Source organism: Pelagibius sp., from assembly GCF_965227505.1.
Lineage (GTDB): Bacteria > Pseudomonadota > Alphaproteobacteria > Kiloniellales > Kiloniellaceae > Pelagibius.
The window spans coordinates 3,560,678-3,581,993 of sequence record NZ_OZ245757.1 but is presented as its reverse complement, the minus strand read 5'-3'; the positions used below and the strand labels follow the sequence as shown (position 1 = coordinate 3,581,993).

Here is a 21,316-nt window from a genome sequence, read left to right as displayed (position 1 = left end):
GCGAAAGCTTTCCCGGTCTTGGCGCAAGGGCCCGGGGCCACTAGGTTAGCGCCAATGACAACCACGACGCCCGTCAGCTTCGCCGCTCCCCGCACGGCTTCGACCGACCGTGCGGTGGGGATCTGGCTGCTCGGCTGCTGCGCCATGATCTTCGCCATGGCGGTGATCGGCGCCATCACCCGCCTCACCGAGTCCGGCCTGTCCATCATGGAGTGGGCGCCGATCAGCGGCGCGCTCCCGCCGCTGAGCACTGGCGAGTGGCAGCGCCTCTTCGATCTCTACCGGCAGATCCCCGAGTATCAGCAGATTAATGCCGGTATGAGCCTGGCCGAGTTCAAGACCATTTTCTGGTGGGAGTACATCCACAGGCTCTGGGGCCGGCTGATCGGCGTCGTCTTCGCGCTGCCCTTCCTCTGGTTCTGGTGGCGAGGACGGCTCGACCGGCGCATGACGATGCTGCTGCTGATCGCGCTTGCCCTGGGCGGCCTTCAGGGCCTGCTCGGCTGGTTCATGGTGGCCAGCGGCTTCGGCGACCGCACGGATGTCAGCCAGTACCGCCTGGTGGCCCACCTGGGTCTGGCACTGGCGATCTACGCCTATCTGTTCTGGCTGGCGCTCGGCCAGTTCTGGCCGCGGCCGGAGCGCAGCCGCGACCCGGGCGCCGCCGGGCTGCGCCGCGGCGCCTTCGCCCTGCTGGCCCTGGTCGCAGTCACCATCCTCTCCGGCGGCTTCGTCGCCGGCCTGAACGCGGGTCTGGTCTATAACACCTTTCCCCTGATGGACGGCGATCTGGTGCCGGCCGGCTATGGGATGCTCGCACCCTGGCCGCTGAACCTCTTCGAAAACCACGCTGCCGTGCAGTTCAACCACCGCCTGCTCGCTGTCGCCACGGTGTTGGCCTGTCTTGCGATCTGGCTGTGGTCGCTGCGCCTGGATCTGGCTCCTGCGGCCCAAGGCGGCTTCGCGCTTCTCGCCATCGTGGCGCTGCTTCAGCTCGCGCTCGGCATCGTCACCCTGCTGCTGGTGGTGCCGATCTGGGCGGCGGCCCTGCATCAGGCCGGCGCTATCCTGGTGCTCACCGCCGCGCTCTGGTGTCTCTATCATCTGCGGGCGCGCCGAAAGGCCGCCAGAGCGTGATGGCGGAACCCAATGGTCAGCCCATGAACGACGCACCCAAAGCCGCGCAGGACGAACTGGACATCCCGGAAGAACCGCTGGCCGTTTCGGTGCTCACGGGTTTCCTCGGCAGCGGCAAGACCACGCTGCTGCGCCATCTGCTAGCCCACCCGGCGATGGAGGAGACCGCCGTCATCGTCAACGAGTTCGGAGAGATCGGCCTGGACCACCTGCTGGTCGAACAGGCGACCGAGGACACGGTGCTGCTCAACAGCGGCTGTCTCTGCTGCACGGTGCGCGGCGACCTCGTCGCCGGCATGCGCGATCTCTTCAGGCGGCGGGTAAACCGCGAAGTGCCGCCCTTCAAACGCCTGGTGATCGAAACCACGGGCTTGGCCGACCCGGCGCCGATCCTGCAGACCCTGATGACCGACCCGCTGCTTTCCAACCGTTTTCGTCTGGATGGTGTCATCACCACGGTGGACGCGGTCAACGGCTCGGCGACGCTGGACAGCCAGATGGAATCGGTGAAGCAGGCGGCTGTGGCGGACCGCATTCTGCTGACCAAGAGCGACATCGCCGATGAGAATGCCTGCAAGGCGCTGGAAGAACGCCTGCGCCAGTTGAACCCCGCAGCGCCGATCTATCCGAGCGTCCAGGGCGCGGTGTCGCCGGACCTGCTGTTCAATGCCGGGCTCTACGACCCCGAAAAGAAGACCGCCGACGTGCGGGCCTGGCTGAAGGCCGAGGCCTACGAACACGACCATGCTCACCATGGGCATGACCATAACCATGGGCACGACGTGAACCGCCACGACGCCTCGATCCGGGCCTTCTGCCTGACCTACGACAGGCCGCTGGACTGGGACCGTTTCAACTCCTGGATCGAGATGCTGATCACGCTTTACGGAACCAACATCCTGCGCATCAAGGGGCTCTTGAATGTTGCGGAGGTCAAGCAGCCCATCGTGATCCACGGCGTGCAGCACGTCTTCCACCCGCCGGTGCGTCTGGAGGCCTGGCCCGACGACTCACGGGACTCGCGCCTGGTCTTCATCGTGCGCGACCTGAAGCAGGAGCTGTTCGAGCATACGCTGCGGGCCTTCAACGAGGACTCTGCCGCGCCCCTCTAAAGAACGGCCCCGCGCTACTCTTCGCGCCACTTGCGGGCGAGGTGGGCGTTGCGCCGCACGAATGCCGTGAACCACTCGTCGAAGGCCATGCGGTTGCCGCCGCGCCAGCCGTCGGTCTGGATGTGGGGCACCCCCTCCTCGCGCAGGATCTGTACCGAGACGACGGCGGGATGAGCGGCGTGGCCAGGCTGCGTGAAGAACCAGACCTTGCCGTCGGTCGCGATCTCGACACGGGTAATGCCGCCGTCCTCGGCTGCAACGGCGCCCTCAAGGGCGCTCACCTCCTCCAGCATCTTCTGGAAGGAGTCGGCGTCGATCTGAGTCACCTCACCGGTCCGTGCCGAAGGCCGGCCGGCCGTCGCCGCCGCGCCGGAGACCTCCGGCACGGCGAGCACGGCGAGCAACGCCAGCGTAGCTGCGAGTTTGGCGGCACCCATCATCTGGGAATGATCTCCCGACTGATCCTAGTCATATCGACTATCAGCCGAACCTTGAGGAAAGATGAAAGCTGGAATTTTAGGGAGTTAGCCGAAGGACGGAGGCTCCGCCCGGCGCTGTCAGTAGGGGTTGTACCAGCGTCCGCTGACCGGGGTGCCGTCGGCGTTGTGCGCCGTGCAGGTGTCGGCGGAGTGGCAGAATGCACCCAGGGCGCGACCGATCTGCGCCGTGCTGCATCCGGCCAGAAGCAGGCCGCCGAAGAAAACCAACGAGAGGGCGGTCCAACTGGAGCGGGCGGGAAGTCTTGGCGATGGCGGCAAAGGAGAAATCCCGGTTGCTTGCGGTGCGGTCAGGCTAGCAGGAACCTTCGCAGGGTTCGATAGCTACCGTTCCTGCCGGTCCACCGGCACGCCACGATACGCCGGTGAATAGCAGGGATCGGCCCCCCGAATTCGGAACCACCAAGAATGGCAGCCCGACAGGGGGAGGGCAGCTACTTGCTCGTGTTCGACCGTGTTTGGAAGTAGAATTGCGGGGAGTAACCGTTTTTCAAATCCGGCTGCTCGACCCGGATTTCCTGGTTCGGCTCCTGGCTTTTGTCCTCTTCCTTTGCGGGGCGCTCGCCCTTAACCACGATGGGCTCCATGGTGCAGTGATCACAGGGGCCTTTGTCGATGGCGGAGGCCAGGGACGGGGTGAGTGCCGATGCGGCCAGAAGGGCGGCAAGGACAAGGCTTGGGGTTTTGGACACCGTCGGGTCTCCTTTTCTCGAACCGTTGCTGAGGGGTGATTACCTCTTTGTCGCAACCGTTTAGAAAAGGTTCAAAAGAACACGCAAAACAGCCAGCCGGACTGCCGGCGGCCAGTCCTGGCGTCGTCCGGAGCAAGCGGCACTTAACCCGGCTCCAGCACCACCACCAGGTCGTGTGGCTCGACGCGGCTGCCGGCCGCGGCCACCACCTCGCCCACCTTGCCGGCGGTCTCGGCATAGACGGCGGTTTCCATCTTCATGGCTTCGATGGTGAAGAGGCGGTCGCCGGCGGCCACCCGCTTGCCGACATCGCAGATGTTGACGATCAGGCCCGGCATGGGCGCCCCCACCTGGCCGGGGTCTGATTCGTCGGCCTTGCGGCGCACCTTGCCGGAGGCAGCCAGGACCTTGTCCAGCACCTTCACCGTGCGGGGCTGGCCGTTCAGTTCGAAGAAGACGGTGCGCTGGCCTTCTTCGTCGGGATCGCTTAACGCCAGGTAGGAAATGATGAGCGTCTTGCCGCGCTCGATATCGACGGCGATCTCCTGGCCCGGCTCCATGCCGTAGAAGTAGACCGGCGTCGGCAAGGCGGAGGTGTCGCCATAGGCACGGCGGTGCTTGGCGTAGTCGACGAAGACCTCCGGATACATGAGGTAGGAGGACAGCTCGCGCTCGCCGATGTGGCGCCGCGCTTTCTTTTCCGCCTCTTTGCGCAGAGCCGTCAGATCCGCCGGCGGCAGGGTCGCCCCGCGGCGCTCGCTGAGCGGTGCTTCGCCCTTCAGCACCTTTTTCTGGAGGGCTTCCGGGAAACCACCGTAAGGCTGGCCCACTTCGCCGCGGAAAAGCGCGATGACCGAGGCCGGGAAGGCCACCTCCCGCGCCGGGTCCATCACGTCCTCCGGCGTCAGGCCGTTGGAGACCATGTAGAGCGCCATGTCGCCGACCACCTTGGAGGTCGGCGTCACCTTGACGATGTCCCCGAACATCTCATTCACCTGGGCATAGGCTTTCTCCACCGCCCCCCACTTGCGCGCCAGACCCAGGGCGCGGGCCTGTTCCTGCAGGTTGGTGAACTGGCCGCCGGGCATACCGTGCTCGTAGACCGAGGAGGCGCCGGCGCGCATCTCGCTTTCGAAGCCGGCGTAGTGGCGCCGCGCGCCCTCCCAGTAGGCGTTGATCTCGCGCAGTGCCTCCCGGTCCAGGCCGGGATCGCGCGGGCTGCCGGCCAGCGCCGCGGAGATGGAGCCGAGGTTGGGCTGGGAGGTGAGGCCGCTCATCGCGTCCATGGCCGCATCGGCGGCATCCACCCCCGCCTCCGCCGCCGCCAGCACCGAGGCGGCGGAAATGCCGGAGGTGTCGTGGGTGTGGAAGTGGATCGGCAGACCGGTTTCCTGCTTCAGCGTGGTGACCAGCAGACGCGCCGCCGCCGGCTTGCAGAGCCCGCCCATGTCCTTGATGCCGAGGATGTGGGCGCCGGCGGCTTCCAGTTCCTTGGCGAGGCCGACGTAGTACTTCAGGTCGTACTTGTCTTCGCCGGGGTCGGAGAGGTCGCCGGTGTAGCAGATCGCCGCCTCGCAGAGCAGGCCGGTCTCGCGGATGGCGTCGATGGAGACCCGCATGTTCTCCACCCAGTTCAGCGAGTCGAAGACGCGGAAGAGATCGATGCCGGCATCGGCGGCCTGGGCGATGAAGTGGCGCACCACGTTGTCGGGATAGTTCGAGTAGCCGACGCCGTTGGAGCCGCGCGTGAGCATCTGCAGCAGCGTGTTCGGCACCGCCTCGCGCAGGGCCGCCAGACGCTCCCAGGGATCTTCCTTCAGGAAACGCAGGGCGACGTCGAAGGTGGCCCCGCCCCAGCATTCCAGCGACAGCAGTTGCGGCAGCAGGCGCGCATAGGCCGGCGCGATGGCAACCAGATCGTAGGAGCGCATGCGCGTGGCGAAGAGCGACTGGTGGGCGTCGCGCATGGTGGTGTCGGTGAGCAGAAGCTTGTTCTGCTCCAGCATCCACTTCGCGAAACCCTCCGGCCCCAGTGCGTCGAGGCGCTGCTTGCTGCCGGCAGGCGGGTCCTGCAGCAAGCTGGCGGGCGGGATCTCCGGCAGGATCGCCGGCGTGGCGGGCGACGGCAGGGGCCGTCCCTCGACCTCCGGATTGCCATTGACGATGACGTCGCCGATGAAGGTCAGGAGGCGCGTTGCGCGGTCGCGGCGGCGGTGGAAGTCGAAGAGCTCCGGCGTCGAGTCGATGAAGCGGGTCGTCGCCTCGCCGCTCTGGAACTTGGGATGGCCGATGACCGCTTCCAGGAACCAGAGGTTGGTCGCCACGCCGCGGATACGGAACTCGCGCAGTGCCCGGTCCATGCGCGCCGTCGCCTCCGCCGCCGTCGGCCCCCAGGCCGTCACCTTCTCCAGCAGCGAGTCGTAGAAGGGTGTGATGAGGGCGCCGGAATAGGCGGTGCCGCCGTCGAGGCGGATGCCGAAACCGGTGGCGCCGCGATAGGCGGAGATGCGTCCGTAGTCCGGGATGAACTTGTTCAGCGGGTCTTCGGTGGTGATGCGGCACTGCAGGGCATGGCCGTCGAGGGAAAGCTGGTGCTGGGCCGGCACGCCGCTTTCGGACTCGCCGATGCGCGCGCCGGCGGAAATGCGGATCTGCGCCTTCACCAGATCCACGCCGGTGACCTCCTCGGTCACCGTGTGCTCCACCTGAATGCGCGGATTGACCTCGATGAAGTAGAGCGCGTCGGTTTCCGCATCCATCAGGAACTCGACGGTGCCGGCGCACTCATAGCCGGCGGCGCGGGCGAGCCGCACGGCGGCGTCGCAAAGCTCGGCGCGCTTGGCCTCGCTGAGGTAGGGCGCCGGCGCGCGCTCGACGATCTTCTGGTTGCGGCGCTGCATGGAGCAGTCGCGCTCGAAGAGGTGGATGACGTTGCCGTGGGTGTCGCCGAGGACCTGCACCTCCACGTGGCGCGCCTGGCGCACCAGCTTCTCCAGGAAAATCTCGTCGTTACCGAAAGCGGCCTTGGCCTCGCGCCGGCCCGCCGCCACCTGTTCGTGAAGCTGTCCAGCATCTTCGACGACGCGCATGCCGCGCCCGCCGCCACCCCAGGAGGCCTTGGCCATGATGGGATAGCCGATGCCCTCGGCCAGCTTGGCCGCCTCCGCCTCGTCGTGGGGCAGCGCGCCGGTCGCCGGCATGACGGGAATGCCCGCTTCCTCCGCCAGGGCCCGGGCCTCCACCTTCGATCCCAGGCGGCGCATCACGTCAGGCTTGGGGCCGATGAAGGTGATGCCGGCCTTGGCGCAGGCTTCCGCGAAGTCCGGGTTTTCCGAAAGAAACCCGTAACCGGGATGAATGGCGTCGACCCGCGCCTCGCGGGCGATCCGAAGGATGTCGTCGATGTCCAGATAGGCGGCCACCGGCTCCTTGCCCTTGCCGACCTGGAAAGCCTGGTCCGCCTTGAAGCGGTGCAGGGCGAAGCGGTCCTCGTGGGAGTAGATCGCCACGGTGCGGATGCCGAGTTCGTTCGCCGCGCGCAGCACACGGATGGCGATCTCGCTGCGGTTGGCGACGAGCAGCTTACGGAACGGCGGCCGCGCGCCGCCGACTCGGGATGGGCTCATCCTCTCAATTCCCCCAGTTGGCCCCTAGTTGGAGTATCGTTAAGCGCGCGCAATTGCTGCGCTGCACTATAAGCCGCCAGCCGGCGCATCGCCATGGCCTTTCCGCGGCTGCAGACCGCGGCGGGGCAGTGGACGGACGGGGACCGGCACGGGCCTTAGGGCGACAACGCGCCGCCTTCCGGGTCTATTCCCGAAAAACAAGCGTGCCATACAAAAATTCACTGGTCGGGCGCGCGCCGCGACGGCAACTTGAGCGCGATCCTTTCCGAACTGGCAAATGAGACTGTGGAATGCCACACCGCCTCGTCCGCTGCCTTCTGCTCGCCGGAGGCCTGCTCCTGTCCTTCACCCCCAGCGCCATGTCCCAAACCGCCACGACCCCAAGTGCCGCGGCCGACGCCTGGCAGACGGCGCCCCTGACCGAGTCTGGCTTTGCCGCCGAGACCGGCGATCTGCTGGACGCGCTTTACCGGTCCGGCGAACTGCCCAACCTGCACGCCGTCGTCGTCGCACGTCACGGCAAGCTGGTGCTGGAGCGCTACTTCGAAGGCGAGGACGAGATCTGGGGCAATCCGCTGGGCAGCGTGACCTTCGGGCCGGAGGTGATGCACGACCTGCGTTCGGTCTCCAAGAGCATCGTCGGCCTGCTCTACGGCATCGCCCTGGCCGATGGCACGGTCCCGGCGCGCGAGACGCCGCTGGTCGAACTGTTCGACTATGCCGACCTCGCCACCGATCCGGCGCGGCAGAAGATCACGGTGGAACACGCGCTCACCATGACCATGGGGCTCGCCTGGGACGAGACACTGCCCTACAACGACCCGCGCAACAGCGAGGTCGCCATGGAGCGGTCGGAAGACCGCTACCGCTACATTCTGGAGCGCCCCATCGTGGCGGAGCCCGGCAGCCAGTGGACCTACAGCGGGGGCGCGACGGCGGTGCTCGCACACCTCGTGTCCCGCGGCAGCGGAAAGCCTCTGATCGACTACGCGCGCGAAAAGCTCTTCAGGCCCCTTGGCATCGATCAGAGCAGCTGGACGCCGGGCTTCAACGGAGAGGCCGCCGCCGCCTCCGGCCTGCGGCTCACCGCCCGCGACCTCGCGCGCATCGGCCAGATGGTGCTGAACGGCGGGCGCTGGGACGGGCAACAGGTGGTGCCGGAGGCCTGGCTGAAGGACTCCTTCGTCAGGCACGCCGCGTCCGAGGGCGACCTATTCTACGGCTACCAATGGTGGCTCGGCCAGGGCCGGCGCGACGGGCGCGCCTGGATGGCCGGCTTCGGCAACGGCGGCCAGCGTCTCGTGGTGATCCCCGATCTGGATCTGGTCATGGTGGTCTTCGCCGGCCAGTACAACCAGCGCGACGCCTGGCGGCTCTCGGTCCGCATCCTGACCGAAGTCCTCTTCCCCTCGCTCCGTTGATCTTGAACCACTTTCCCGGCTGCTTCAGCATACGCGGACCGTCATCCCGGGCCTGACCCGGGATCCATAGGCCCGCTCGCACGGGCTTCGCTCGCAAGGGTGGGATCCGCTTCCGGCATGCACCCCGGATCACGTCCGGGGTGACTTAGGGAACAAACGACTTGAATGAGCACATTGCGGTTAAGATCAGAATGGCTGATGGCGCTATCGCCAGTGCCCAGTTGGCGATTCGAGCGGACCCGCAGGCCTTGTCTTATGAGATCACACTCGACGGAATCGAAGCTGAAACAAGAAGGTTTGTGAGCAGCGATCTCTTTGAGGCGATGATCGAGCTCAGAAAGGTCCTTGAAAGCAAGGGAGCACGATTGCTGTGCGCCGGCGCGCGGCCCGAAGTCTTCCCATCCGGAATGGCCCGCGACATGGGTGGCGGGCGCAAGGCCTATGTCACCCGGATCGGTGAGCCTGCGAGATCGGAGGATCTGGTCGACATCTTCCACTATGCGGCCCCAGGGACGGTCGGAACGGTGGACGAACAAGCTGACTTCCACGCGAACTGGGTTGAGAGCTTGTCCGGTCGCTGACCGAGGGTCTCTATCCCTTGATCCGAGCCAGCCCACACGGGCCGTCATCCCGGGCCTGACCCGGGATCCATAGGCCCGCTCGCACGGGCTTCGCTCGCAAGGGTGGGATCCGCTTCCGGCGTGGACCCCGGATCACGTCCGGGGTGACAAGCGGGGCGGCGGCAGACGGCACGAAAAAAGGCCCCGAACGGAGCCTCAAAGCGGTTGGAGCGGGTAGCGGGAATCGAACCCGCGCGTTCAGCTTGGGAAGCTGACAGGCTACCACTACATCATACCCGCTCAGGTCATGCGTGCCGTGGCTGCTGACGGGCACGAAGGTAGAAGGTCTGCCACGGCAAGGCAAGCCGCCCCCGATCACAAGCCAGCGGCGCAAGCAGAAGCGCAAGAATCGGATGTCGGCGGCGTCCTTTTCCGGTCTATGACCGTCATGACGGTCAAGGAGGCGGAAGCAATGGACGACACAGGGCTTTTGGATGCGGATGCGGCGATGGACGAGGCCCGCTGGGCAGCGGTGGAGCGGCGCGATGCCGCCATGGACGGACGCTTCGTCTACGGCGTGCTCAGCACCGGCATCTACTGCCGGCCGAGCTGCCCCTCCCGCCCGGCCAAGCGCGAAAACGTGCGCTTTTTCCCGGACCCTGCCGCGGCGGAAGCCGCGGGTTTTCGCGCCTGCAAGCGCTGCCGGCCCGAGCAGATGGCGGGGACGGGAACCCCGGCGCCGCAGATCGCTCGGCGCATCGCCGGCCTCAACTGGCCGCGGATCGAGGGCGACCTGAACGATCACGGTGTCGCCCGGCTGGGGCCGATCCTGACGCCGGGGGACTGCGCCGCCCTGACCGGCCTCTACGATCAGGACGCAGCCTTCCGCAGCCGCGTCATCATGGCCCGCCACGGCTTCGGGCGCGGCGAGTACAAGTACTTCGCCTATCCCCTGCCGCCGGTCATCGCCGCCCTGCGCAGCGCGGTCTACCCGCATGCGGCGCGCATCGCCAACATCTGGCGCGGCCTGCTCGGCGAAGACCCGGTGTTTCCCGCCAGCCACGCGGCCTATCTGAAGCGCTGCCACGCGGCGGGACAGAAACGCCCGACCCCCCTGCTGCTGCGCTACGGGCCCGGCGACTACAACTGCCTGCACCAGGACCTCTACGGCGACGAAGTGCTGCCGCTGCAGATGGTCATCCTGCTGAGCAAGCCCGGCGCGGACTTCGACGGCGGCGACTTCACCGGCGGCGAGTTCGTGGTGACCGAACAGCGCCCGCGCATGCAGTCGCGCGTCGAGGTGGTGCCGCTGCTGCGCGGCGAGGCGGCGCTCTTCGCCGTCAACGAGCGTCCGCGCCAGGGCGCGCGGGGCTACCACCGGGTGAAGCTGCGCCACGGCGTCAGCCGCATCCACGCCGGCGAGCGCTTCGCCGCCGGCATCATCTTCCACGATGCCCAGTAGCGTCGGAACCTATCGAACGTTCCGGGTATCGAACACTAGGTCATGCCACATCCGTCGATCTTCGCGCACCAAAGCGACGAAGAGGCCGATGAAGAACAGGGACAGAGTCAGAAACCCTAGGAGCGCATGGCCAATTGACCTCAACAAGCTTGGACGCTTGGGCCACCGTTGCTCAATCCCCATCAACAGATCCCCTGCCGACTGCCGACCCGCCGCCGCTGGCCAGCAATAGGCACAGAGCCACGCGACAACGGTGCCTGGAAAGAAGAGCATCGTCATCAAGGTATGAAGCCAGCGGCCCAATGCCTCCGGCATCAGGCCGAGAAGAGGTGCCCGCAAACCTTCCAGCAACAACGCGAGCAATATGAAAGGCATCATAAGCAGCACGAAACAAACAAAGCAGTCGATGTTGAGGGCGAAATAGCGCCGAATGATCCCGGCAGGCCTTTCCTGGTTTGTCTGCAGCGGTCCGGTAACTCTAGGGAGAAAGAATGCTGCCGTGCCAAAGAGCCAAGATACGATATGTGCCGGATGATAACTGACTTCCAAATGATAAGGCGGCGCGCCATGCCTGCTTATGCCCCCTGAGCCGCCAATCGCGAGCGAAAAGACCATTCCGACGAGCAACAAAAACAGGACCAATCGGCCGCCGTTGTTGTCGATGAGTTTGCGGTCTGTCGTTACCAAGATTGTAGACATGGAAGAAGGTTCACGACCGAAGTCTCGGCAGATCGCAATAAGCTCAAACTGCCGGAACTTCATACGCGCAATGGTTGCTCACTCAATCGCAGTGGTAAAGTCGTACTTTCACTGGAATCAAGGCCCTCTTCGCCGGTCCAGCTAGTCTTCCCGAGCCCCCCGGAGATACCCTGGTGCGCCTGAGAGACCTCATCCTGACCTTGCTGCTGATCGCGGCCGCCTCACGAAAGCGGAGGTGGTGGTGATCGTCGAGATGCTGCACAGCCAGTTGACGTCGGCAGACCCATGAGGAGGGCCCGGGTCCCTCCTGTCCCCTGACCTCCTCGGTTCCTTGACCTGTTCCGCCCTTGACTTGGGTCATGGCCAGGCGGACCCGCGGCGGCTACCCCTGGTGCAACAGACCGCCAAGGGAGCCTCCCTCATGTCATTGTTCCACCCTTTCCCGCTGCGCGCCGTCCTCGGCACGATTGCCGTGACAGCGCTGCTGGCCTTCGCCCTGCCGGCCGCCCTGGCCCAGGGCGGTGCGGCGGAACCGGAGGACAGGCTCACGATCATCCCCGGCCTCGATCCCTGGAACGTGGAGATCGACCGGCTGCCCGAGTGGGATCTGGAGAACAGCCCGCCGAAGCTGGAAGACCGCGCCGCGCGCCATCGGGAATTCATTCAGGCCGGCGTCCCGCTCGAGTACCGCAGCCGCCGCAGTCCCTTCCCCAACAGCCCGGGTGCGATCGCCGGAGGCGGAACGGTGTATCGGGCCAACTGCGCGGAGTGTCACGGTGCCAAAGGCCGTGGCGACGGGGACGCCGGGCTCGACCTGCTGCCCTCCCCAGCGCTTCTGGGTCAGCTCATGGACAAGCAGGGCGCCGTGGACGAGTACCTGCTGTGGTCGATCGCAGAGGGCGGCGGCGCCTTCGGCACCGCCATGCCGGCCTATAAAGACCGGCTGTCGGAAGACGCTATCTGGCGGGTCGTCGCCTACATGCGTGCGGGCTTTCCCGCAGCCGAATAAGGGGCGCCGTAACGGTTCACGAAACCGGACCATCCAATAAAAGCCCTGTGATCGCCGGCCCCTGACGGATGACAGGGCCTGGGCACGCCTGTAGGCTGCCCCCATCTAAGCCAAGGGACGAGGCGGCCCGAGCCTTCCCCGGGCCGTTGGCCCTGGCGGGGCAGCTATCCCGGCCCGCGCGGCCCTGGCATCGGCCGGACCCAGGGCCCAAGATGGGATTCGAGCAACGATAGGAGATCAGCATATGCGCCGCCGGATTGCGCTCCTGCCGCTTTTGGCCGCCGCCCTGGCCACGGCCCTCGGCCTGGCAGGCAAAACCGCCATCGCCGCCGAGGAGCGCCCCTGGGAAGAGATCGTCGACGCCGCCAACGGGCAGACGGTCTACTGGAACGCCTGGGGCGGCGACGAGCGGATCAACGCCTACATCGCCTGGGTCGGCGAGCGGGTCTGGGACGACTACGGCGTGATGCTGCGCCACGTGAAGCTGGCCGATACCGCCGATGCGGTTTCCCGCGTCCTGGCCGAGCGCGCCGCGGGGAAGACGGAGGACGGCTCCATCGACCTCATCTGGATCAACGGCGAGAACTTCGCCACCATGAAGGACAACACCCTGCTTTACGGGCCCTTCACCGAGGCACTGCCCAACTTCCAGCTGGTCGACTTCGAGGAGAAGCCCTCGACCCTCGTGGACTTCACCGTGCCGACCGAGGGGCTGGAGGCGCCCTGGGGCATGGCCAAGCTGAACTTCATCTACGACTCGGCCCGCGTCGCCGAGACGCCGGGGTCCATCCCGGCCCTGCTCGACTGGGCCCGGGCCAATCCCGGGCGCTTCACCTATCCGACACCGCCTGACTTTCTGGGCAGCACCTTCCTGAAACAGGTGCTGATCGAGTTGGCGCCCGATCCGGCCTTTCTGCAGCAGGCGGTGGTCGACGACTCCCAGGTCGAGCAGGTTGCGCAGCCGCTGTGGGAGTTCCTCGACGCCCTGCACCCCCATCTCTGGCGCGGCGGCCAGACCTTCCCCGCCAGCGGCCCGGCCCAGCGCCAGTTGCTGGACGACGGCGAGGTCGACATCACCCTCTCGTTCTATCCCTCGGAAGCGTCGTCGGCCATCGCCAACGGCCTGCTGCCGGAGACGGCCCGAACCTTCGTGCTGGACCGCGGCACCATCGGCAACACCCACTTCGTCGCCATCCCGTTCAACGCCAGCGCCGCCGAGGGCGCGATGGTCGTCGCGAACTTCCTGATGGGCGCGGAGGCGCAGGCCGAGAAGCAGAACCCGGAGGTCTGGGGCGACGACACCGTGCTGGCCATGGCCAAGCTCGAACCGGCCGAGCGCAGGCGTTTCGAGGAACTGCCGGCGGGCGTGGCCACCCTCGCGCCGGAGGCCCTGGGCCCGACCCTGCTGGAGCCGCACCCCTCCTGGATGGTGCGTATCGAAGCGGAATGGCAGCGCCGCTACGCGCGCTAGGCAGGAAGACGGAAACGGCTGACAGAAGAGCCGCGGAAGCGACACCGCAAGGCACGACAGCATGACCCGCCGCGATCTTCTCGCTTACCTGCCGGGCGCAACCCTGCTGCTGTTCCTGACGCCGGTGGCGGCCGGGCTGATCGGCACCTGGCTGCCGGCCTTCGGCTACTTTCCGACCCTGGGCGGCGAGGGCTTCACGCTCGACCCCTGGGTGATGCTGTTCGACCATCCGGGCCTCCGCGAATCGCTGCGTCTGACCCTGGTTTCCGGCCTGCTGGCGACGGTCATCTCCTTCTCCCTGACCGTGTTCTTTCTCGCCGCCTGCCATGGTTGCCGGATCACGCTGGCGATCCGCGGCCTGATGGCGCCGCTGCTGGCCGTGCCGCATGCGGCCATGGCGCTGGGCCTGGCCTTTCTCATAGCGCCCAGCGGCTGGCTGGTAAGGCTGGTGTCGCCCTGGGCCACCGGCTGGGACCTGCCGCCCGACGTGGCCACGGTGCAGGATCCCAACGCCCTGGCCCTGACCCTGGGGCTGGTGATGAAGGAACTGCCCTTCCTGCTGCTGATGACCCTGGCGGCGCTGGAGCACAGCCGCGCCGAGGAACGCCTGGCGATCGCCCGCTCGCTCGGCTACGGGCCGGTCATGGCCTGGCTGAAGACGGTGCTGCCGGCGATCTACCGCCAGATCCGCCTGCCCGTCTATGCCGTGCTCGCCTATTCGCTTTCGGTGGTGGACATGGCGCTGATCCTGGCGCCGCTGTCGCCGCCGCCGCTGGCGGTGCAGGTGTTCCGCTGGTTCAACGACCCCGACCTGACCATGCGCTTCGTCGCCGCGGCGGGTGCGGTGCTGCAGTTGCTGGTGGTGGTCGGCGCGATCGCGCTCTGGCGTCTGGCGGAAGTGCTGGTCGCCCGCCTGGGCCGCCTGTGGATCGCCGGCGGGCGGCGCGGCGGCAAGGGCCGGGTTCTGCGCGCCGCAACGTCATCCCTGGTGCAGCTCCTGGTGGCCATGGCGGCCGCCGGCCTCCTGGCCATGGCGCTGTGGTCGGTGACCCGCCGCTGGCGCTATCCCGACGCGCTGCCCACGGCGCTCAGCACCGATATCTGGGCGCGCCAGGGCCACGACCTGCTGTGGACCACCGGCACCACGCTGATCAGCGGCCTCGCCGCCGCCTTCATCGCCGTGGCCCTGGTCCTCGGCTGCCTGGAGAACGAGCAGCGGCGCGGCCTCACCATCTCCACCCGGGCGCTCTGGCTGCTCTACGTTCCCCTGCTGGTGCCCCAGGTCGCGTTTCTCTTCGGCAGCCAGGTGCTCTCGATCCAGATCGGCATCGATGGCACCTGGATCGCGTTGGTCTGGAGTCATCTGCTCTTCGTATTGCCTTATGTGTTTCTGTCTCTCGCCGATCACTACCGCGCACTGGACGAACGCTACAGCCGCACCGCGCTCTGCCTGGGGGCCAGCCCCAACCGGGTGTTCTGGCGCGTCAAGCTGCCGATGCTGCTGCGCCCGGTGCTCTTTGCCGCGGCGGTGGGCTTTGCCGTCAGCGTGACCCAGTACCTGCCGACGCTCTTTGCCGGGGCGGGCCGCTTCGTTACCCTGACGACGGAAGCCGTAAGCCTCTCTGCCGGGGGAGACCGCCGAGTGATGGGCGTCTTTGCCTTTCTCCAGGCCGCCTTGCCGTTGATTGCCTTCGCCGCCGCCTTGGCCCTGCCGCGGCGGCTGGCCCGCAGTCGCATCCTGCGGGAGCAGCGGGCATGACCGTGATCTCGGTGACCAGGGACTACGGCCTGGCGCTGCGTCAGGTCGAACTGGCGCATGGCGGCGGACGCTTCCTGGGCCCGCTGAGCCTGACCGTCGCGCCCGGCGAAGTGGTGACGGTGATGGGCCCCAGCGGCTGCGGCAAGTCGAGCCTTCTTGCCTTCGTCTGCGGCACTCTGGACCCGGCGCTTACAGGCAGCGGGCGCATCCTGCTCAACGGCGAGGAACTGGCCAGCCGCCCGCCGGAGGAGCGCCGCATCGGCATCCTGTTCCAGGACGATCTTCTGTTCCCCCATCTCTCTGTGGCCGGCAATCTTGCCTTCGGCCTGCCGCCGGACATCCGCGACCGCAAGGCGCGGCGCGCGCGCATCGAACAAGCCCTGGCGGAAGCGGACATGAGTGCCTTTTACGACCGCGATCCGGAAACCCTCTCCGGCGGCCAGCGGGCGCGCATCGCCCTTTTGCGGACCCTGCTGTCCGAGCCCTGCGCGCTGCTGCTGGACGAACCCTTCGCCAAGCTGGACGTGACCCTGCGGGCACGCTTTCGCTCCTTTGTCTTCGAACACGCCCGCGCCCAGGCTCTGCCCACCCTGCTGGTCACGCACGACCCCGCGGATGCGGCCGATGCCGGCGGCCCGGTCCTGGAGATCGATGCCGGCGGCCAGGTCATGGCGCGCCGGACCGCACATCTCGGCTAGAGCGGCGCTGCAGGCGTCCGCCCGCCGCCGCTTCCCGGAATAACTTCTCACACCAGCGGTCTTAAGCAGCAACGGTCCCGGTTGACGGTCCGGATTGCCGATCCGGACTTCGGGGCGGCTGTCTGGCGGGGGCCTGCAGGGGGATAGTCCACAAAAACACAACTCTCACCTGCCTATGCCACCACAGCCAAGAGGCGGGTCCGCATTCAATGAGAGGGAGATGTTCACAAATGATTCTCACGAGAGTTTTGGCTTTCGGGGTCCTGACCATCGCGGTCAGCGGCTGTGTCGCCGGCTACAATGTCGACAAGATGCGCACCGCAGAAGCGACCGGCACCCCCTTCACCAGAGCCCTGACCGCGGAGTACCGCGACCTGACCGAATTCGAGGCCGACGAGATGGTCGACTGGCATTCCGCCGATCTCTACGCCAGAAAGGGCCTCATGACCGCAGAGGGCAGCGAGGTGCAGCCGGAAGCCGTCGGCGACTGGCGCATTCCCGAGGCCATGGTCCCGGAGTTCTCCGACGGCCGGGCGCGCCTTGTCGGTCTGCTCGACGCCAGCGCCAGGACCAAGGCGCCGGAGGATGCCGCCATCGCTCAGACACGCTTCGACTGCTGGCTCGAACAGCAGGAAGAGGGCCATCAGCTTGACCATATCGCCCGTTGCCGCGACGAATTCTATGCCGCTCTGGACCGGCTGGACGGGGCCATGGCGGAGGCGCCGCCGCCGGCCCCTGCACCCGCGCCGGCCCCGGCCCCGGCTGCACCGGTCGCGCCGCAGACCTTCGTGCTGTTCTTCGACTTCGACAGCGACATCATCACCCCGGCCGGCGCTGCGGCGATCGACGACGCCATCGCGTCCGCGGGCAGCGGCGGCTTCACAGAGTTCTCCGTCACCGGGCACGCCGACCGGGCCGGAGCGGAAGACTACAACCTCGATCTCTCTCTGCGCCGGGCCAATGCGGTGCGCGATGCGCTGACCGGCCGCGGCTTCGATCTCGACGGCATCTTCGTGGCCGGCCGGGGTGAAGCCGAGCCGGCGGTTCCCACGGCCGACGGGGTGCGCGAACAGGCCAACCGACGAGTCGAAATTATTCCACAATAACAGTACATTAAACCTTATCGGGGCCGGCGGTGCGAAGACGCATTGCCGGCCCTTTCTTGTCGACGCTTCAGGGCGTAGACTGCGGAGGTTCAGGTGTTCTCGGGCGGCTGCCCTCAGGCGTTCACAAGCAGGGGCCGGCCGCACCAAAGCGGTCCGTCAAGGCGGGCCGGGTCCGTGACATCTGTTCACGCTTTGGCAATCCCTGCCGGCGAAGAAGGGACCCGCAGAGACCATGTACAGCGCGACCACCCACTCGATCAGCGTGACGGTCAAGCCGATATACCTGGACGAACAGTCCTCGCCCACCGAGGGACACTATGTCTGGGCCTATCAAGTGACGATTGAGAACACCGGGCCGGAAACCGTGCAGTTGCTGAACCGCTATTGGCGCATCACCGACTCCCTGGGCCGCGTGCAGGAGGTGCATGGCGCCGGCGTGGTGGGGGAGCAGCCGACCCTGCAGCCGGGCGAGAGCTTCGAGTACACCAGCGGCACACCGCTTTCCACGCCCTCCGGCATCATGGTCGGGACCTACGAGATGGAAGGCGCCGACGGCAGGCGCTTCGACGTTGATATTCCGGCCTTTTCGCTGGACAGCCCCCACCAGCCCGTGCAACTCAACTAACGCTGCCGGGTCCTGTGCCGGCTGCCGCCGGGGGGTTCGGGCAGGCGTGGGAGAGAACGAAGAGGGGAAGACAGGCGCGTGGAGGAGAGCCACACCATAACGCCCATTGCCGCCGGCCAGCGGCCAAGCCGCCAGGAAACCTTGAAGGCGGTCGAGACGCTGATCCGCTGGGCCGGCGATGACCCGGAACGCGAGGGCCTGCGGGGAACGCCGGAGCGGGTGGTGCGCGCCTACGAGGAGTTTTTCTCCGGCTATTACAGCGACCCTGTAGAACTGCTGCAGCGCACCTTCGAAGAGGTCGAGGGCTACGATGAGATGGTGCTGCTGCGCGACATCCGCTTCGAGTCCCACTGCGAACACCATATGGCGCCGATCATCGGCGTTGCCCACGTCGCCTATCTGCCGAAGAGCCGCGTGGTCGGCATCTCGAAGCTGGCGCGCGTTGTCGAGGCCTATGCCAGCCGCCTGCAGATCCAGGAAAAGATGACCGCGCAGATCGCCAATACGATCCAGGAGGTTCTGAGCCCCAAGGGCGTTGCGGTGGTCGTGGAAGCCACGCATCAATGCATGACAACCCGCGGGGTGCATAAGCCCGGAACCTCCATGGTCACCAGCCGCATGCTCGGGCTGTTTCGCAGCAACGCGTCGACCCGCCGCGAGTTTCTCGCCCTGGTCGGCAACCCCGCCCAGAGCGGCAGCGCCCGCTAGCCAGTCGTCATCCCGGTCTCCTTGTCTGACATGATTCAGGTTTTCAACAGGGTCTCGCGGACGCGCGGAGGAAGCGGGAGCGGCGCGGCAGCCCGCGCAGCCGGGGAGCCAGGGTCGTGATCGAGCTGCGGCCGGTTCTCTTCATCAACGGCATCCTGATCACCGTTCTGGCCATCGCCATGGTCATCCCGGCCGTGGTCGACGCGGCGGTCGGGCATCCGGACTGGCTGGTGTTTTCCAAAGCCGCCGCCGTCACCCTGTTCATCGGCGTGTCGATGATGCTGACGACGCGCTCGCCCCTCGGCAACTTCTCGCTGCGCCAGGCCTTTGTCATGACCAACCTGGCCTGGATTGTCATCGCGGTCTTCGGTGCCCTGCCCTTCACCTTTTCCGAGCTGGAACTGAGCTTCACCGACTCCTTCTTCGAGTCGATGTCCGGGGTCACCACCACCGGCGCCACGGTGATCGTCGGTCTCGACTTCGCGCCGCCGGGGATCCTGCTCTGGCGCGCCATCCTGCAATGGCTGGGCGGCATCGGCATCATCGTCATGGCGGTCGCCATCCTGCCCGTGCTGCAGGTCGGCGGCATGCAGATGTTCCGCGTCGAGGCCTTCGACACCGACAAGGTGCTTCCGCGGGCGGCGCAGATCGCCGGCGGCATCTCGATCATCTACGTCTTCCTCACCGCGGTGGCGGCAATCATGTTCTGGTCGGTCGGTATGTCCACCTTCGACGCCGTCGCCCACGCCATGACCTCTATCGCAACCGGCGGGTTTTCCACCTACGACGCTTCGGTCGGCCACTTCGCCAATCCGGCCGTAGACTGGACCATGAGCGTGGTCATGGTACTGGGTTCCATTCCCTTCGTGCTCTATCTGCGGGTCATTCGCGGTGACCTGAGGCCGGTCTTCGCCGACACCCAGGTCCGCTGGTTTCTCATCATCCTCGCAGCGGCCATCGTGCTGACGGCGATCTGGCTGGTGATGCAGTCCCTGATGGAGCCGTTCCAGGCCCTGCGCTATGCGACCTTCAACGTCATCTCGGTGATGACGGGCAGCGGCTTCTCTACCGCCGACTACAACGCCTGGGGCAGCTTCGCGGTCTCGCTGCTGTTCGTGCTGATGTTCGTCGGTGGCTGCGCCGGCTCGACCACCTGCGGGGTCAAGATCTTCCGCCTGCAGGTGCTGTACTCGACCGCCAAGGCCCAGCTCCAGCGTCTGATGCAGCCCAACGGCGTGTTCTTCGCCTACTACAACAAGAAGCCGATCCCGGAGGCCGTGGCCGCCTCGGTGATGTCGTTCTTCTTTCTTTTCGTCACCTGCTTCGCGCTCCTGGCCATCGGCCTGGGCATGACCGGCCTGGACTTCATCACCGCGGTCTCCGGCGCCGCCGCGGCCATTGCCAACGTCGGCCCGGGACTGGGCGATGTGATCGGTCCGGCCGGCAACTATGCCACCCTGCCGGACAGCGCCAAGCTGCTGCTGTCCATCGGGATGCTGCTGGGGCGCCTTGAGCTTTTCACGGTGCTGATCCTGCTGGCCCCTGCTTTCTGGCGCGGCTAGGAGCATTGCCATGATCCGAGCATCCTCCCGTGAAATGATCGAGCGCCTTGTCGGATTCGATACCGTCTCCGCCAAGTCCAACCTGGCGCTGATCGACTTCGTGCAGGACCACCTGGAAAGCCAGGGCGCGCGCTGCCGCCGCATCGGAAATGCCGAGGGCACCAAGGCGAACCTGCTGGCGAGCCTGGGCCCCGACGAGCCTGGCGGCGTCGTGCTCTCCGGCCACAGCGATGTGGTCCCGGTCGAAGGTCAGCCCTGGGAGACCGACCCCTTCACCGTCGTCGAGAAGGATGGCCGGCTCTACGGGCGCGGCACCGCCGACATGAAAAGCTTCCTGGCCGTCGCCCTGGGGCTGGTGCCGGAGATCACCGCGCAGCCGCTCGCCCGGCCGATTCACCTCGCTTTCTCCTATGACGAGGAGGTTGGCTGCACCGGTGTGGCCTCGCTGATCGACACAGTCTCGCGCCACCTGCCGGACCCGGCGCTGGTGATCGTCGGCGAGCCCACCTCCATGCAGATCGTCAACGGTCACAAGGGCTGCTTTCTCTTCGAGACCGAGATCAAGGGACAGGCGGCCCATTCCAGCCTGCCACAGCTCGGCGCCAACGCCATCACCGCGGCCGGCAAGATGATCGCCCACATCGCCAGCCTGGCGGCGGAAAAGCGCGCCACTGCGGACCCCGAGAACCCCTTCGATCCGCCCTATACGACCTTCAACATGGGCGAGATCAACGGCGGCAAGGCGATCAACATCGTCGCCCAGGATTGCCGCTTCACCTGGGAGTTCCGGCCCGTTCCCGGCGAGGACACGGAGGCGATCATCGCCGAGGTCGGGCGCTTTGCCATGGAGGAGGTCCTGCCGGAACTGCAGGAGTTCGCGCCCCACGCCAGCATCGAAATTCGGCGTCCGGCCACCGTGCTGCCGCTGGCGCCGGAGAAGGACGGTGCGGCGGAGAGCCTGGTGCGCCGCCTGACCGGCGCCAACGACAGCGCCGTCGTCTCCTTCGGCACCGAGGGTGGGCTGTTCCAGGCCGCCGGCCTGTCGACCGTCGTCTTCGGCCCCGGCTCCATCGATCAGGCGCACCAGGCCAACGAGTTCATCGCGCTGGAACAGGTGGCCGCCTGCGAGGCCTTCCTTCTGAAACTCTGCGACTGGGCGCGGAGCTGATGCA

General features: G+C 66.7%; 19 protein-coding genes and 1 tRNA gene. 14 read left to right on the top strand and 6 right to left on the bottom strand.

Going from position 1 to position 21,316, the window contains the following annotated elements:
- Nucleotides 1-54: 54 nt before the first annotated feature.
- On the top strand, nt 55-1,137 hold the full coding sequence (locus ACO06P_RS16885; RefSeq protein ID WP_420346392.1) for a COX15/CtaA family protein: 1,083 nt from the start codon (nt 55-57) through the stop codon (nt 1,135-1,137).
- Nucleotides 1,138-1,160: 23 nt separating this feature from the next.
- Nucleotides 1,161-2,249: a CobW family GTP-binding protein gene (locus ACO06P_RS16880; RefSeq protein ID WP_420349656.1), complete on the top strand. Its 1,089-nt coding sequence runs from the start codon at nt 1,161-1,163 to the stop codon at nt 2,247-2,249.
- Between the two features lie 14 nt (nt 2,250-2,263).
- Here the strand turns inward: ACO06P_RS16880 and ACO06P_RS16875 are convergent, their stop codons facing one another.
- The 4 genes from ACO06P_RS16875 to ACO06P_RS16860 form a co-directional block, all read right to left on the bottom strand.
- Nucleotides 2,264-2,689 carry a hypothetical protein gene (locus ACO06P_RS16875; RefSeq protein ID WP_420346391.1) on the bottom strand — a complete coding sequence of 142 codons (426 nt, stop codon included), beginning with the start codon at nt 2,687-2,689 and terminating at the stop codon, nt 2,264-2,266.
- A 117-nt stretch (nt 2,690-2,806) separates the two neighbouring features.
- The gene (locus ACO06P_RS16870) at nt 2,807-2,956 is read right to left on the bottom strand and encodes a hypothetical protein (RefSeq protein ID WP_420346390.1); all 150 of its coding nucleotides are present in this window, start codon (nt 2,954-2,956) and stop codon (nt 2,807-2,809) included.
- Nucleotides 2,957-3,180: 224 nt separating this feature from the next.
- Nucleotides 3,181-3,438 carry a hypothetical protein gene (locus ACO06P_RS16865; protein WP_420346389.1) on the bottom strand — a complete coding sequence of 86 codons (258 nt, stop codon included), beginning with the start codon at nt 3,436-3,438 and terminating at the stop codon, nt 3,181-3,183.
- 143 nt (nt 3,439-3,581) lie between these two features.
- Nucleotides 3,582-7,064, bottom strand: a complete 3,483-nt coding sequence (locus tag ACO06P_RS16860; RefSeq protein ID WP_420346388.1) for a pyruvate carboxylase — start codon at nt 7,062-7,064, stop codon at nt 3,582-3,584.
- A 290-nt stretch (nt 7,065-7,354) separates the two neighbouring features.
- Here ACO06P_RS16860 and ACO06P_RS16855 point away from each other — a divergent pair, with 290 nt between their 5' ends.
- Together ACO06P_RS16855 and ACO06P_RS16850 are read left to right on the top strand one after the other, a co-directional pair.
- Complete coding sequence (locus tag ACO06P_RS16855; protein ID WP_420346387.1) at nt 7,355-8,485, top strand: serine hydrolase domain-containing protein; 1,131 nt, start codon at nt 7,355-7,357, stop codon at nt 8,483-8,485.
- 161 nt (nt 8,486-8,646) lie between these two features.
- Complete coding sequence (locus ACO06P_RS16850; RefSeq protein ID WP_299394007.1) at nt 8,647-9,066, top strand: hypothetical protein; 420 nt, start codon at nt 8,647-8,649, stop codon at nt 9,064-9,066.
- 205 nt (nt 9,067-9,271) lie between these two features.
- Here the strand turns inward: ACO06P_RS16850 and ACO06P_RS16845 are convergent.
- Nucleotides 9,272-9,345: transfer RNA gene (locus ACO06P_RS16845), tRNA-Gly, on the bottom strand.
- A gap of 172 nt (nt 9,346-9,517) precedes the next feature.
- On the opposite strand from ACO06P_RS16845, the gene ACO06P_RS16840 reads away from it, so the two are divergent.
- The gene (locus tag ACO06P_RS16840) at nt 9,518-10,507 is read left to right on the top strand and encodes a 2OG-Fe(II) oxygenase (RefSeq protein WP_420346386.1); all 990 of its coding nucleotides are present in this window, start codon (nt 9,518-9,520) and stop codon (nt 10,505-10,507) included.
- A 9-nt stretch (nt 10,508-10,516) separates the two neighbouring features.
- Here ACO06P_RS16840 and ACO06P_RS16835 read toward each other — a convergent pair whose 3' ends face one another.
- Nucleotides 10,517-11,269, bottom strand: coding sequence for an RDD family protein (locus ACO06P_RS16835; RefSeq protein WP_420346385.1), 753 nt, complete (start codon nt 11,267-11,269; stop codon nt 10,517-10,519).
- A 358-nt stretch (nt 11,270-11,627) separates the two neighbouring features.
- Between ACO06P_RS16835 and ACO06P_RS16830 the strand changes: the two genes are divergently transcribed.
- The 9 genes from ACO06P_RS16830 (at nt 11,628) to argE (ending at nt 21,312) form a co-directional block, all read left to right on the top strand.
- Complete coding sequence (locus ACO06P_RS16830; RefSeq protein WP_420346384.1) at nt 11,628-12,215, top strand: c-type cytochrome; 588 nt, start codon at nt 11,628-11,630, stop codon at nt 12,213-12,215.
- Between the two features lie 244 nt (nt 12,216-12,459).
- On the top strand, nt 12,460-13,686 hold the full coding sequence (locus ACO06P_RS16825; protein ID WP_420346383.1) for an ABC transporter substrate-binding protein: 1,227 nt from the start codon (nt 12,460-12,462) through the stop codon (nt 13,684-13,686).
- A 61-nt stretch (nt 13,687-13,747) separates the two neighbouring features.
- Complete coding sequence (locus tag ACO06P_RS16820) at nt 13,748-15,445, top strand: ABC transporter permease (protein WP_420346382.1); 1,698 nt, start codon at nt 13,748-13,750, stop codon at nt 15,443-15,445.
- Nucleotides 15,442-16,143 (top strand): ATP-binding cassette domain-containing protein, encoded by a 702-nt coding sequence (locus ACO06P_RS16815; RefSeq protein ID WP_420346381.1) that lies wholly within the window; start codon nt 15,442-15,444, stop codon nt 16,141-16,143. The genes ACO06P_RS16820 and ACO06P_RS16815 overlap by 4 nt, the downstream gene beginning before the upstream one ends.
- Nucleotides 16,144-16,373: 230 nt before the next feature.
- A complete protein-coding gene (locus tag ACO06P_RS16810; protein WP_420346380.1) occupies nt 16,374-17,249 on the top strand; it encodes an OmpA family protein in 876 nt (291 codons plus the stop codon).
- Nucleotides 17,250-17,481: 232 nt separating this feature from the next.
- Nucleotides 17,482-17,874: a Co2+/Mg2+ efflux protein ApaG gene (apaG, locus tag ACO06P_RS16805; protein WP_420346379.1), complete on the top strand. Its 393-nt coding sequence runs from the start codon at nt 17,482-17,484 to the stop codon at nt 17,872-17,874.
- Between the two features lie 78 nt (nt 17,875-17,952).
- Entirely contained in the window at nt 17,953-18,582 is a 630-nt protein-coding gene (folE, locus tag ACO06P_RS16800) for a GTP cyclohydrolase I FolE (protein ID WP_420346378.1), read from the top strand.
- A 116-nt stretch (nt 18,583-18,698) separates the two neighbouring features.
- Nucleotides 18,699-20,144: a TrkH family potassium uptake protein gene (locus ACO06P_RS16795; RefSeq protein WP_420346377.1), complete on the top strand. Its 1,446-nt coding sequence runs from the start codon at nt 18,699-18,701 to the stop codon at nt 20,142-20,144.
- Between the two features lie 10 nt (nt 20,145-20,154).
- On the top strand, nt 20,155-21,312 hold the full coding sequence (gene argE, locus ACO06P_RS16790) for an acetylornithine deacetylase (RefSeq protein WP_420346376.1): 1,158 nt from the start codon (nt 20,155-20,157) through the stop codon (nt 21,310-21,312).
- Nucleotides 21,313-21,316 lie beyond the last annotated feature (4 nt).

Bases quoted from the DNA above. Each gene is read 5' to 3' on its own strand.
- ACO06P_RS16885 (WP_420346392.1), top strand. From the start codon at position 55: ATGACAACCACGACGCCCGTCAGCTTCGCCGCTCCCCGCACGGCTTCG.
- ACO06P_RS16880 (WP_420349656.1), top strand. From the start codon at position 1,161: ATGAACGACGCACCCAAAGCCGCGCAGGACGAACTGGACATCCCGGAA.
- ACO06P_RS16875 (WP_420346391.1), bottom strand. From the start codon at position 2,689: ATGATGGGTGCCGCCAAACTCGCAGCTACGCTGGCGTTGCTCGCCGTG.
- ACO06P_RS16860 (WP_420346388.1), bottom strand. From the start codon at position 7,064: ATGAGCCCATCCCGAGTCGGCGGCGCGCGGCCGCCGTTCCGTAAGCTG.
- ACO06P_RS16855 (WP_420346387.1), top strand. From the start codon at position 7,355: ATGCCACACCGCCTCGTCCGCTGCCTTCTGCTCGCCGGAGGCCTGCTC.
- ACO06P_RS16840 (WP_420346386.1), top strand. From the start codon at position 9,518: ATGGACGACACAGGGCTTTTGGATGCGGATGCGGCGATGGACGAGGCC.
- ACO06P_RS16835 (WP_420346385.1), bottom strand. From the start codon at position 11,269: ATGAAGTTCCGGCAGTTTGAGCTTATTGCGATCTGCCGAGACTTCGGT.
- ACO06P_RS16830 (WP_420346384.1), top strand. From the start codon at position 11,628: ATGTCATTGTTCCACCCTTTCCCGCTGCGCGCCGTCCTCGGCACGATT.
- ACO06P_RS16825 (WP_420346383.1), top strand. From the start codon at position 12,460: ATGCGCCGCCGGATTGCGCTCCTGCCGCTTTTGGCCGCCGCCCTGGCC.
- ACO06P_RS16820 (WP_420346382.1), top strand. From the start codon at position 13,748: ATGACCCGCCGCGATCTTCTCGCTTACCTGCCGGGCGCAACCCTGCTG.
- ACO06P_RS16815 (WP_420346381.1), top strand. From the start codon at position 15,442: ATGACCGTGATCTCGGTGACCAGGGACTACGGCCTGGCGCTGCGTCAG.
- ACO06P_RS16810 (WP_420346380.1), top strand. From the start codon at position 16,374: ATGATTCTCACGAGAGTTTTGGCTTTCGGGGTCCTGACCATCGCGGTC.
- apaG (WP_420346379.1), top strand. From the start codon at position 17,482: ATGTACAGCGCGACCACCCACTCGATCAGCGTGACGGTCAAGCCGATA.
- argE (WP_420346376.1), top strand. From the start codon at position 20,155: ATGATCCGAGCATCCTCCCGTGAAATGATCGAGCGCCTTGTCGGATTC.